The following is a 13,742-nucleotide window of genomic DNA, read 5'->3' as shown; positions in this document are numbered from 1 at the left end:
ACACCGGGCAACAGAGTCCCACAACGACTGGACCACTACGACGGGCTCACCTCAAATCAGATTCCATCATCGCAAACATCCAGGCTCGAAGCACGTCCGGTCCTGCCCACCGCGGTATGGGTTCCCCTGGTGTGAAGCAATCGATGAGAGGCTGAAGGGCGACGAAAATCTTGTCGCTACTGGCCAATCTTTCATATCCGTTGTAGGTCTCGAGCCAACCGACTAGCGATTGAGGATAGTAAGTGTGCGCCATTGGTGAGTCGAGCAATTCTTTGCGGTGCTGCGCTACTCGTTCGACCGATCCGCCTCGCTGCGGTGAAAACTCGAATGATCGGGTCGCGGGATGATTGTCAATGGCCGACAGAACCGTAGTGAACTTCTTAACTAGTTGGTTGGTGCCCGACGCGAGTATCTCTAATGCGAGCGCGTGTGCCCACCCTCGGAGCAAATCAACGCCCGCCCAAGCTGGCGCGCTCTTGGTGGACGAGTAATGGGATTCAAGCCGACCAAAGATGTTGTCTAACAGATCTGGTCGTCTGCATAGCCGCTCGTAGGGGTTGTATGACAGTGCCCACTCGATGGAACCGTTTCCGACTGAGCTCGGAGGTGACGGCGGGTGGGGATAGCGGTTACCGCTGCCCCACCCGATTTCCCAGCCCTTTTCGGGTTCGAAGTAGTCCGCATAGGCTATGGGCAGTTCGCCCGTGTCTTCGACTTGCCGCATCAGTCCGGCGAACCAGGCAACGTAGTCACGATCATCAGCCGTTGGGAGCGCGTTGGGCAGGGCGTTCAGGATGAGGTCAGCGACGTTCTCGCGTGTCGTTGTTGTCGCGATCTCGACCTCGTTGAGTGTTGTGAGCGCTCCAGTCGTGTACCAGATGGCTAGCTCGTTGTCGCGAAAGCCGTGACCTTGTTCGTCGAAGTTGTCTGCTGTGGTGATAGCTACGCGCCAATGAAAGCCAGACCCGCTCATCCCGGGAAGTGCTCGAATCCGGTGGTAGCCGCGACTATGAAGGGTTTCGACCGCTCGGAGCATCTTCAGTGGCGTGAATCGGCTTACATAATTATGGATTTCATCGAAGGTTTCCCGGTCCTGGGTTACGAATCGCACCTCGTGCACGCGCGTCGGCGCCGGCGCGATCGTTTCAGCAGCGATCGAGATTGCGTCGCCCAACGGCCAGCCATTAGCGCCAGCGCCAACAAGCGGAAACGCGACAGTTTGGGCGCCCAACTCGTCGGCAACTTCCAGGGCTCGCAAATAGCATGACTCGAGGAGAGCTTTATTGGGTTGATCTGCAGAGAATCTCGGGCTAGCGACGTGTATAACCCAACCTGCAGGCAGTTTGCCTGCGCCGGTCCAGCCCGCATCGCCGACCTGAAGACCGTCGGGAAAGCGGCGGGCACACTCCGCGGCGAAGCCTGGACCCGCAGCGAGTCGAATCGCGCGACTCACACCCCCTTGAGCGCGCATCGCTCCGCTTGTGGGGCTGACGATAACGTCGACTTTTTGCGTGGTGATATCACCGAGTTCGACACTGAGATGAGGTATTGAGACAGTGGACAATTGGTCAACCTCCGTTCGGGACATCAGATGCACCGGGGTGCAGGGGAGATGCCTCACTCCAACTAGTCGGCCTCGGAATACTCAGAGTAAATCTGGGCTAATCGGGCATCCCGAGCTTGTGCTTCTGGTGAATCGGGATTGCGAGCCGCGAGGATCATGTCGCGATACTCGGGGTCAGCTGCTGCCACTAAGTCGAGGGTCGCGTCGATCACCTCTTGGCCGACACTAAGCGACATAGCGAACTGGGTAGTCGCAGGACTCCGGTCAAAGAACCCGAGTTCGTAGCCAGTCGACTCGACGAGCTGCTCGGCGCTTCTGACAGCGCTGTGGTCTTCGTTCATCGCGGCGTCGATGAGCAATTGAACTAGGTACTTGGGGTCGGCCTCCGTGCCATTGTTGTCGTAGAAGAAGAACTCGACGGGACCGCTCATGACCCAATCTGCAAGCAGCTGTGCTGCCGCGTGCGGTTCACCGGACCAGCGAATAAGCCGAATCGTCGTAGACCCCTCCTCGGGATAGATTCCGTCGGTGTCGGGCGCGTCAACTTCGGCGACCACTGCCGGCGTTACTAGCCCGAGGGTGTTCCGGTTCATTCCGGAGTTCATCTCGGCTACTTCGTAGAGGCTGGCGTACGCCCAGTCCGACTCGAACGCAGTCTCGTACTCCGAGCCAGGCAAGAAACGGTCGCCGACGTCGGTATGCCACATGCGCCAACGAGATTCGTTGACATACAGGACCCGGTAGATGTCGTGGGGTAGCGCGCTGCTCGTCTCTTCGGATAGATGCTCCTCCATCTCATCCGTCCACGGCGATTCGTAATACTCACCCCAGTTTCCCGTCGAGACAAGAAGTAGCGGCAGCAGTTGCGCTACTTCCGGTCGAGCTGTGATCGCTGTGATCTGGTCCGGTCGAACCTCGTTCAAAACTGGAGTGGAAGCAATCGCTTCCTCCGCCCTCTTAACGGCGCAAGGCACTTCCGGCCCGTCATCGACCACGTATGAAAGTGCTCCACCACGAGCCCTCAGTCGGACTCGTTCCGTCTCTTCGACTACGCAGCCGAAATTCTCGTCCTCGCTATCGACCACTTCGCGACCCCAAGTGCGAACTATCTCGTAGACCACGTCGTCTAACACCTTTGCTCCGATGCATCGTTCAGGTTCCGCAGCGGACTTCGTGCTGTGATGAGGGCCTCCAAAAATCTGCGGGTCACCGTCCTACCCAGCAGCGACCTATCGAGCCTCGAGTTAGAAGAACTGCCGTACATACTCAAGCTCGACTCCTATTCGACCCGCGAGGTCCGAGACAGCGACATCCGGTCTGGCTAAAGGAGTCGGCTTACCTTTCAGCGGCCCCTCGCTTAGTTGCGAAATCGGTGTGCTTACCGACGACGGCATGCGCGTCACCTTCCAGGAGTTGCCTTCCGCCACAGCTAGAGTCGAACCCTCCCGCAGCAGCGCGCACTTCCCTTGCTCTGTTTCGACGAGGACCACACACCGCTTCCCAAACTCTCCGACCACGGTAGCGACCCGGCCGGCGACTACCCGAGGAACGGCGCGGCCCGCCGAGACGACCCAAACGCCATCTGTGTACTCGACTTCCCAACCCTTTTCGGCAGCAACCTCATCAACGGCCGAGCGGACTCCGGCATCTGCGTCGTCCACTAACTCCTGGGCGCGCTTGATCATCGCCTCGACACCAGCAAGCCCTGCAACCCTGCTGTAGCCCTGTGGCGGTTGATACAGATACTGCTCGCTGAGGCCCGGCTCGGCCATGGCTGCGTATAGCCACACCGCATCCCAAATTCGCCGTAGAAGCAGATCCTGCTCACGACCTCCGTGCAACGAGGCGTTCTGACCGAGGAGAGCGAGTCCGACTGCTGTCAGTGAGCCAAGAAAATCGAGCGCGCGTTCGGGAAGTTCCTCGTCTTTGGTCGGCGGGAGTGCCGCCAGCGCGTCAGCCAGCGGGGCTCTCCAGGTTTCGTCATCGGGGCCCCATACGCCTGCGGCAAGTAGATCCAATATCAGCTGGATCACAAGCATCCGGAGTTCGAGGCTCGGACGCGGCTCATCCTTCGACTTCTTCGCGAGCTTGACCGCAAAGCTACGCATCTTGACGTGTATGGAAGGAGGAACGATCGGAGCTGGGCGCCGCGCAGAAACGTCTTCGTCGGCTTCTGGTTCAAATCCTTCCGGGTCCTCGTCTTCGGGAATGTCTTCCGTTGACCCACCTAAGTCGACGTCCCACTGTTGCACTCGAGCCGCTGTAGGAGACTTCGTCAGAGATGTGAAAGGGAACAGCGACGCCGTGAAGTGCGGGCCGATCGTTGCTTCTGCACCCTGTAGCCACAACGTCCATCGGTCGCTACTTGAATTGGTCGGTGCCTGCTTGCGAATCCCGGGCAACGATGGCGCTTTTGTGCGGTGGGCTGCGTTCTCTGCGAGAAGCCGGAGTAGATCTGCTTCGAAGCGCCTTTGCAGCTTCTCGTCGCTGAAGACGTCGCCAAATTGCTGCCGAAGCCGAGGTGCGGATGAATCTACCTGTCTTGGAAGGCATCGCGTCGTATCGGTGAGGAATACCGCGGGTGTGATGAATTGCCCAGAGTCGTCATCGACGACGGCACGCACCGCTGCGCCCATCTGCTCGGGTACCTGAAATTGAGTAGTTAGGACCTCGCGCGGGTCATGCGCGCTCGGCTGGAAGACGTGACATCGCAGCCAGGTCCCTGGAGCTCCGTTGGGGGATGTCTCGATGATGATGGCGGCGACGGGACCCGCGAGCAGCTCGACTGTGATGCCGAGCTCTTCGCGGCGCGCGCCCAGCAAGGTGACTGGCGGGGTCGAGCGAGATTGCGGCTCCGTCGCAACGGTCGAGCGCGTACGAAGGGCTTCCAACGCAACGTTGGCGCCCTCAGGCATAAGCGACTGGTCGACGGGGAAGACCGCTGCGAGTTCGCAATTACCCCCGCGAGCGGTCGCGGCCAGCAGCGCCGCATAGCTCAGGTTGGGACTTCCCACCATCGCTGTCGACTTCCCGTCGACAGTCCACTCCACCAACTTCCCGTGGCTCAGGCGCCCGTTGGTCTCTGGCAGGTCGCGGAACTCGGCGTGCCCCACGCGCGTGACAGCCTCGGCCAAGCTGGATCCCGAATAGCTGCTTAAGGTGGGCTGGAAGCCGACGATCAAATCCTTGGGATTGAACCGCGTGACCAGTTCGCGGACTGCCGCCGATGCTGGGTCGAAGAACGGCGCACTCATCGCAAGCGAGTCGACCGGTTTGGACGGCAACTGGTCGATGAAGGGTCGATCGAGGTTGCCAAGTATTCGCAAGGCAGGCACAGAGTCGTCAGTAACTTCCGGAGCGATCATGTCTGCAACTTCTGTCACTGTCGACGCAATCCAAGATGGCATCGCGACGAAAAGATGTAGAGCGCCGAGCCACTCGGACAGCTCTGTCAGTGCGACTGGTCCGCTGTGCCGACTCGATCGCAGCACTAACCAGAGCTCGTCATTGTGTCCCCAGCCGGAGGTGGTTGGGTTTCCGGAACCGATCGCGACCCACACGTCGTCCTCGCCAACTAAGACAGCGAGTTTTGGATGAAATGCGCCACGACAACTGACATTTGCGTGCTGGTAGGCAGTACCGGCGAGGCGGACGTCAGCCGGATCATGAATCGCTTCGTGCGAATCGGCCAGCACTGTGACGCGCGCACCAAGCCCACGCGCCATCGATACGCAGCGTTTCTCGAAGAATGCAAGGTCGAGGGTATAGCCAGTGATCAGAACCTCACTTAGCCTGGCGCCGTCGGCACGCTGCTGCCATTGACGTATCAATGCGAGGGGTGATTGAAACTCGAAGCGGACGTGCGTCATTCGGGCAGTCCCAGCAGTTCGCAGCCCGCAGCGGTCACGGCCGGCGCGCCGTCCGATTGAGCGAACATGCCAAGCTGTGTGCCGATTTGGCCGACTTGATCCGCTCGCACACCGATGTTCCCAGAGCCTTCTGCACTCTCAGCGAACCACCGACCTTCTCGCTCGTGAAGTTTGGTCGGCAAGATCATTTGCCCGTTGCTTTCTACCCGCATCTTGCGCAGCGCCACTCGGTGTGATTGAGCGAGCATGTCGTCAACGAGTGCGCACGCGAAGTCACCGAGTGATCGGGATCGGTGTTCGGTGTATTGCCCGTGAACCCAATGGGGATCCAGATAGACGCGACGGTGCGCAGAGCCGCCGAGAAATGCGGATAACACTTCGCCGTCGAGGTACTCGAGACGGAAAGCGCCGAGGAGTAGGACGCCAATCCATGCCTCGACACCGGCGTAAGCCGAAGTGACCTGGTCCTCGGCTGGAGCAGGATGATCGCCGACTTGGACGGGCGGCAGCCCCTCGACGAAATCTGCGATGCTGCCAGTGCCGACCTGACCGCGAACCCACTCGTGAAGCTCGTCTCGACTAACGGGTTCGGCCGTGCGTAGCACTTCTCCAACTAGCGCAGACCAGAACTGACGCCATGCTCCGACAGAATGACGCCGGAGCAGCATTCCACGCCACGCTTCCGCTTGCCGACGCTCCTCCACAAATACGGGGTCGACGTTGAGGCGATCGCCATAGGCAACGCCATCAGCCAGGGTGAATTGCCACCCCCTCGGATTCGGACTGACTTGAGCCGATCGCGCGAGGATTCGCAGAGTCGACCTCCGCATGATGTCGGACGGCTCCCACTGACCGGGGTCGTGAACGCCCATGACAGTCGCACTCAGCAATCCGCAAAGCGGCTCGATGTCCGGAGATGCTTCGTTCATTTCGGTGAGCGCCACGTAGTCGGGAATGTCGTCGGACTCTGGGGATAGGTCGGCGCACATCTGTAGCAGCTGCTCGAACATCTGCTTGACCTGCGTCGGACACTCTCGCTCACCCCGCCTGATGGCGTTGCTCTCAGTCGCTGCGGTCTTGAGCACCACGCTGGAGCCGCCGTATTGGGACCAGAACCCCCACGACCGATCCGAGTACGAGCCGGGTCCGACTCGGGCGAGGTTTTCCGCGCGCCCATGTTTAAGGACGCGAATGACGGCGTCGGCGCCGTGCATCCGCCCGGCTCCGGTCAGATCGCCCGAATCCGGATTCAGGGCAGATGCCCAAGCCAGCCCGACTTCTGCATTTCGCACTAGCGCCTGGCACGCATACGCGTCCAGCTCGCGCGAGCCTGCGAAGTCAGCCAACGCCCAGTAGAAGGAGTAGTAGCGCGCGATCGTGGTCAGAGACGTCACGCCTGGCACCAGCAAGTCGACTCGGTTCAGCACGGGCTGCTCGACCGCGAGCGGGTATCTGCCGCTGCGCGTAGCTAACCCCGGCGCGCACCACGCCGGCCCTTCCACAGTTGCAGCATCCATTAGTAATCCCCTAGTCAAAAGCTTGACGCCATAGTGGCATCTCGAGGTGACAGGTTCTTCGAACTTCCGAAGATTTCAAGGCCTACCAGCATGTGCGCCCGACGACCGGCTAGCGGATCCCCAGACCGCAGAAATTCGTCACCATGCATTGATAACCTCGCGAATGGAAGCATTAGCTGGCTTCCAACAGTTCACGAGCAACGAGGGGCGGGCTTCTATTGGCGGGCGATGATCGCTGGGTGGAGGTATCACGCTCCGCGTTCGCGCACGAGGCCGAAGGCCTCGAGATGATCAAGCAATTACTTCCGGCAGCCTCGCCTTATCGCGCGTGGACGAACTTCGAGTTCATGGACAGCGCCGGCCAGTGGCACGAAGTCGATGCTCTCGTTCTTGGCAGACGACGCCTCCACCTCGTCGAGTTGAAGGCGTTCACCGGAATCATTACGGGAGGTAACGAGCAGAGCTGGACCATCCTATCAATGGGAGGAAAGCAACGAACTCAGCGTTCGCCCCTGCTCCTCACTCGTCGCAAAGCTCAGCGTCTCAAGAGTCGCATCGAGGAAGAAGCCCGTAAGATCACCGACGAGATAGGCCTCGACTGGGAGAAGGTCCGTCGTGGTCTGCCCTACATTCAAGAGTCGGTGTTCCTCCACGGTTCACCGTTCAGCAGCAAACTGACTGGTCTCGCGACGAGCAGTCTTTTCGGGCCCGACGGCCGCGAATCGGAGGTCGGCCTGCCGGGCATATCTGAGCGCCTCTTAGAAGCGCCGGCAGACGGACGCCGGGTCGACGGCGATATGGAGCTCATCGTCGCCAACGCCCTGCAGCGGCTAGGCATCGCGAAGCGCACCGAGCGAACTGCAGGCTCCTGGACGATCGCGGGCAACCCACTGGCGGCGGGCGAAGACTGGCAGCAGTTTGAAGCCTCGAACAAGATCAGCGGCGAGAAGGTCATCGCGAGAGTGGTCTCGCTGCGCCCAGGAACTTCGACGCAGACTCGTGCCGCCGCTTATCGCCGGGTTCAGCGCGAGTACGCCCTGCTCAGTTCGCTACACCATGAGTCCATCGTGGCGCCGCGTGACCTTGTGCAGGACGACGCTGGAAACACCGTCCTCGTGTATCCGGAGACACCCGGATTCGAGCCACTCGACTTGGTGCTCGCTGACCTCCAACTGAGTCTTGATCAGCAGTTCGATGTGCTCATCAAGATCGCAGATGCGTTGGCCTACGCCCATAAAAACCACGTGGCGCATCGAGGGCTTGGACCGAGCGCGATCCTGATTGACCGCGACGGCCTTGGCCGCGGATCTGTCGACATTCGCATTGTCGATTGGTCCTTCGCGGGCCGAATACACAGCGGTGCTACTAAGTCGGCCACTTTGTTTGGAGTTCTTCCGGATACCGGTGCCGCAGACGTCGACGACGTCTACCAAGCGCCCGAGGACCGCTGGTCGGCCGACGCAGATCGGATCGCGCTCGACTTGTTCTCGCTGGGAGCTGTCGCCTACTACCTCCTCGCTGGAGCTCAGGCGCCGGCGGACGGCCGACCGGCGCTGCTGGAACGTCTTCGCCGCGAGAACGGTTTGGATCTTGCAGCGGCCGGCGGCCAGTTCATCGGAGAGCCGCTGCGCGCGCTCGTGCTACAGGCGACGTGCCCGAACGTTTCGAAGCGTCTCGGGCGCGATCCCAAGACGGACGAGCCGACATTCGGCGCGAAGCAGTTCGTGAACGGCATCGAGGAGATTCGTCGCGTTGCGGCGCCCCCGCCGGCGGTTGATCCGCTGAATCCTGCCATCGAAGACATGATTAACGGACGGTTCGAGGTAATCGAGGTCCTCGGGTCAGGGTCGACCGCCCGCGGAATCCTCGTGGCTGATACCGAGGCAGACGACGAGAAGCGGGTTCTGAAGGTAGGTCTCGACGACGCCGCGGCCAGCCGCCTCCACGAAGAAGCAGAGGTTCTAAACCTTCTCGCGAATGCGCCGGACCCAGTCCCGGGCGTAGTGACATTGATCGAGGGTCCCCTGAGCCTTGAAGGTGGACGAACGGCACTCTTGCTCAGCAACTGCGGCGAGAAAACGCTCGCAGACATCATCCGGTATACGGCTCTGCCCGAATCTCAACTCAACGGTCTCGGTTGTGAGCTGCTGGACATCGTTGTCGGCTTAGAAGCCGCGGGTATCGCCCATCGCGATATCAAGCCATCTAATCTTGGCCTGAGTCGAAACGATCGAAAGCGATCAGCTGCAACCCATCTCGCACTTTTCGACTTTTCACTGTCACGAGCGCCTATCGACAACCTGACCGCCGGGACGCCACCCTACAGAGACCCATTCCTGGGCGAAGGTCTTCGGACCACCTACGATTCCGCGGCAGAACGCTACGCGGCCGCCGTCGTTCTGTACGAGATGGCGACGAACACAACGCCCATCTACGGCGATCCCGACAGCGCGCCGTCGAGCTTGACCGAGGATATTTCGGTATCACCAGGGGATTTCGTTGCGAACGGCTACAACGACACCCGTGCAAATGCACTAACCGAGTTCTTTCGCCGGTCTCTTGCGAGAGATGTTAAGTCTCGGTACGACACGGCGGCTGCGATGCGCGCGGCTTGGGCAGATGTCTTCTCGGTCGCGACTGAGCCCACACCTGCACCCGCACCGCCGAAGGCTGCCGAGCCGGAAACGAAGCCGGACACCTACCGGTCGCTCTCGGTTCTCATGGACGCGTTCGTTGCTGCGGCCGGAGCGAGGCCAACCGTCACTCGTCGACAGATCGTCGAGATGGTTCTCGGACTCCACCCGAACAGTCCGAGCGATCCGTTTACGACGTACCCCGATTTCGCGACTGCCGCGAACGTGACAGGTGCACGGATCGCCCAGGTGTTCGGCGATTTCCAGGACCTGTGGAGGAAAGACCAGACCCTCGCCGCGACGGTTGATTGGCTGCACCGCCGCCTGAGTGACCACCTCGACGAGTCGGGAGGCGTCAGCACGCCGGACCTAATTGCCCAATTGTGGGCAGGCGACGTGCTCGACGCCAGCGGCGTCGATCGCCCGCATCGATACGCACGTGGCATCTTGCGACTCGTTCTGGCGAGCTACCCGACGACTGGCGACGAGTCCGTCGTGATGGTTCGACGCCAGGGCACTGGAACGGTAGCGATGCTCGCCGCGCCAGGAATCCCTCGCCAATTGCCAGCTGTCCTCGCCGACGAAGTGGAGAAGCTCTATGCGGCTACGCGTCAGGAAGGCTCTACGCTCGTGCCAATCAGCGACGCCGAACCCGCACTGCGGGCCGCCGCCGCAAAGACGCTTGGCCAGTCTCAGGCCGATCTGCAGATCGCAACGTCGACGCTTCTGCGCATCGGGGCTAACGCCTCGACCGAAATCGAATTATCAGCTCGCGACGAGATCCATGGCAGCGCCCTTTCGATCGACTCGGCGGTAGAAGAGGTTTTGCGGGGAGTCTCGGTGGGCGACTCATTCAGTCGATCAGAACTGGAATCACGCGTCCTGGCGAGATTTCCGGCACTGACGGCGCGGATGCCTCGGCGACCGGAACTCGATCTTTTGGTCGAGGCGGCGGCACCTGGAATCGCTTGGGATGCGACGTTAGACCGTTACCGCTTCGCAGATGGATCCGGGGAAACGTCGAATCTACCTTCTCACCACACCCGTATTCCACTGCCGAAGAAGCACTTCGAGCCCACGAGCGATGTGGAGCGCATACTTCGGGCCAGTGCTCGGGAAGGTACGTACCGAGGGCTAGGCATTCCTATGGGGCAATCCGATGCCGTCGCGCGGGATCTTGTGGCCGTCTTCAACGCGACGCACATTGATGTCACGGAGTATCTTCTCGAACGCTTACGGGCCCTCGCGATAAGCGAGGAGGTGCCGTGGGATGAAGTGCTTGAAGCGGACCGCCGACCTGGGGCAGACCGTACCGCATTGGAAGAAATGGTGGCACAAGTGATTCCGGACCTGGTTGATGCTGTCGGAGCCGGACCGGGACCCGTCGTATTGACTGATTTGTCGACTTTGTCTGCCTACGGTCAGCTCAACGTCCTACACGCGTGGGCTGATATCGCCGGTCCCGCCGAGCACGCGGTGTGGTCTTTGATACCGCAGCCAAACGAGGCTGGTGGTGGCCCCGGCGCGTTGATCGACGGCGAGGCGTTCCCCAGGACCGCGCCTGAGCAGTTTGTCCAATTGGGGGTAGACGACTTGAGTGTGTTGCGGGGTTTGGCTGTTGGTGTTGGAGGGGTGTTGTAGGTGGGTTTGGCGACGGTTGCGGGCGGAGCATTGGTTGCGGAGTTGCGTCCGCAGGTGGGGTTGTTGGTTGGCGATATGCGGGAGCGGTTGAACGCTGATGCCGAATTGGTGAGCAGATGGCGGGCGGCGCATCGTGAGGCGGTGTCTCAGGAGCTGACGGCGGGGTCGTTCACTGATTGGGTGGATGATCAGTTGACCCAGGCCGCGGTGGGGTGGTTGTTGACGTCGGTGTTCGTGCGGTTCTGTGAAGACAATTTGTTGTTGGGTGAGTCCGGGGTGTGGATCACTCATGTTGATGTGCGGTTGCGGCAGCGGGCGCTGGATGCGGAGAACGCTTTTTATCAGGCGGATCCGGATCGGTCGTATCGGGAGTGGTTGGAGGTGGCGTTCGCGGCGTTGCGGACTAACCGGGCGACGGCGCCGTTGGTGGATGAGCATGCGGCGATTGGGATTATCAGCCCGTCGTCGGATGCGGTGCATCAGTTGTTGAGTTTTTGGCGGCGCACCGATGATGACGGGAATCTGTTGTGGCGCTTCGATGATGACGAGTTGTCGACGCGGTTTTTAGGGGATTTGTATCAAGATTTGTCGGAGTATGCGAAGAAGAAGTATGCGTTGTTGCAGACGCCGGTGTTTGTGGAGGAGTTCATTCTCGAGCAGACGTTGATTCCGGCGTTGGCGGAGCGTCCGTTGGAGGGGTTCAAGGTCATCGATCCGACGTGTGGGTCGGGGCACTTCTTGTTGGGGGCGTTCGAGATCCTGGTGGATCGTTGGCATCGCGAAGCACCGGGCATGGAGGCGCGGGCGCGGGTGAATAAGGCGTTGGAGTCGGTGTACGGGGTGGACGTGAACCCGTTCGCGACGGCGATCGCGATGTTTCGGCTGATTGTGGCGGCGTTGAAGCAGACCGGGGATCGCTCGCTAGTGAACGCGCCGGCATTCACGCTGAACCTGGCCAGTGGTGACTCGTTGCTACATGGTCCGGATGCGTTGGGCCGTACTGGTTTCGATTACGGCGATGAGTCCTTCGATAAGGACGCGGCGGTGTCGCGGTTCTCGTATCGCACCGAAGACGTACCCAAACTCCGCAGGATTCTGGCGGCGGGTCAGTACGACGTGGTGGTCGGCAACCCGCCCTACATCACGGTTAAGGACAAGGCGCTCAACGCCCGCTACCGCGAGATCTACCACTGCTGCAAAGGAAAATACGCCCTGACGGTGCCGTTCATGGAGCGGTTCTTCCAACTCGCTAAACCCGGCGAACAGGCCGGCTGGGTCGGTCAGATCACCTCCAACTCCTTCATGAAACGCGAATTCGGCGCCCCCCTCATCGAAGATTTCCTCCCGAAGCTGGATCTGCGCCTCGTTGCCGACACCTCGGGCGCATACATCCCAGGACATTCGACACCTACGGTCATCATAATTGGTCGAGCCAGGCCGATCGTGAGTGCAAGCGTCCGGGCAATTCTTAGTATCCAAGGTGAACCGGGAGCTCCTGAGGAGCCCGCAAAAGGCGACGTTTGGGTCGCCGTTGTCGAACACGTCGATCAACCTGGTTACCAGGATCAATGGATCTCAGTAGTCGACCTTCCCCGGGATAATCTCAGCCGTCACCCCTGGAGCCTCACCGGTGGCAGCGCTGTGGAAACGTTGGCAAAAATTGAGCAATCGCGAGTCCATCGATTGTCCGACTTCACCAAGGATATCGGAATGACATATCTCACCGGGGAGGACGACGCCTATCTTATTCCGCCACTTTCGCCGCTTGGGTCTGCGACAAAAGCAAATTCCGCTCCTGCAGTAGTGGGAGACAATGTCCGCGATTATTCGATCACCCCGCTCTACCAGGGTCTGATGACTCAGTCGTGGAGTGGCGATCCGGAGGAAATCCCGAGGGCACTGCAAACGCATTTTTGGAGGTACCGGAGCGTTCTGTCGCACCGATTGTATTTTGGACAGACCCCGGAGCAGCGAGGATTAAGGTGGTATGACCCGGCGATGTTTTTTGCAAGGCGTCACTCGTCTAATCTATCTCTCGTCTTTCCATTTGTTGCAACCCACAATCACTTCGTACTTGATCGCGGGGGCCGACTTTTCAACCGCACCGCTCCTATAATCAAACTGCCGGTTGAAGCGCATGTCGATGACTATCTCGAGCTGCTTGGGGTCTTGAATAGCTCCAGTGCGTGTTTCTGGTTAAAGCAAAATTGTTTTAACAAGGGCAATGCCACAGCGGCCAGCGGTATGGCGGATCAGCCATGGAGCTGGAACTGGGAGTTCACAGGTACAACGCTCCAAGATTTACCCCTACCCCAGAGTGCACTTTCCCCTCGCGCTCACCGGATTGACATGCTGGCATCTGAACTTGCGGGCGGTGAGCCAAGCTGTGTTGTTCAGTCCGTCGCCATGAACCAAATGTCCGTAGAGCAGGCAATGCGCGTTCATGCGGAAAGTCGCGCTTCGATGGCTTCGGAGCAGGAGGAGTTGGATTGGGAGGTGTATTACAACTACGGCCTTA

At 60.1% G+C, this 13,742-nt stretch carries 6 protein-coding genes; 2 read left to right on the top strand and 4 right to left on the bottom strand.

Translation table 11 applies throughout. The features are described 5' to 3' along the window. Positions 1–46: 46 nt before the first annotated feature. The 4 genes from M1248_RS32830 to M1248_RS32815 form a co-directional block, all read right to left on the bottom strand. The gene (locus tag M1248_RS32830; protein WP_317150885.1) at positions 47–1,564 is read right to left on the bottom strand and encodes a macro domain-containing protein; all 1,518 of its coding nucleotides are present in this window, start codon (positions 1,562–1,564) and stop codon (positions 47–49) included. 62 nt (positions 1,565–1,626) lie between these two features. Continuing rightward, positions 1,627–2,697 (bottom strand): hypothetical protein, encoded by a 1,071-nt coding sequence (locus M1248_RS32825; RefSeq protein WP_317150884.1) that lies wholly within the window; start codon positions 2,695–2,697, stop codon positions 1,627–1,629. Positions 2,698–2,808: 111 nt separating this feature from the next. After that, positions 2,809–5,433: a hypothetical protein gene (locus M1248_RS32820; protein ID WP_317150883.1), complete on the bottom strand. Its 2,625-nt coding sequence runs from the start codon at positions 5,431–5,433 to the stop codon at positions 2,809–2,811. Beyond that, positions 5,430–6,827, bottom strand: coding sequence for a hypothetical protein (locus M1248_RS32815; protein WP_317150882.1), 1,398 nt, complete (start codon positions 6,825–6,827; stop codon positions 5,430–5,432). The genes M1248_RS32820 and M1248_RS32815 overlap by 4 nt, the downstream gene beginning before the upstream one ends. 341 nt (positions 6,828–7,168) lie before the next feature. On the opposite strand from M1248_RS32815, the gene M1248_RS32810 reads away from it, so the two are divergent. Beyond that, positions 7,169–11,224, top strand: coding sequence for a protein kinase domain-containing protein (locus M1248_RS32810; protein ID WP_317150881.1), 4,056 nt, complete (start codon positions 7,169–7,171; stop codon positions 11,222–11,224). Between the two features lie 54 nt (positions 11,225–11,278). Further along, positions 11,279–13,742 (top strand): BREX-2 system adenine-specific DNA-methyltransferase PglX (gene pglX / locus M1248_RS32805; RefSeq protein WP_317150880.1); only part of this gene is annotated, 2,464 nt, incomplete at its 3' end.

It is taken from the genome of Mycobacterium sp. 29Ha (genome assembly GCF_032883055.1).
GTDB classification, from domain to species: domain Bacteria; phylum Actinomycetota; class Actinomycetes; order Mycobacteriales; family Mycobacteriaceae; genus Mycobacterium; species Mycobacterium gallinarum.
Note: the sequence above shows the minus strand (reverse complement) of the source record. Positions and strands in the feature narration are given on the sequence as shown.

Excerpts from the sequence above, each read along its gene's own strand:
- M1248_RS32820 (WP_317150883.1), bottom strand. The coding sequence starts at position 5,433 with ATGACGCACGTCCGCTTCGAGTTTCAATCACCCCTCGCATTGATACGT.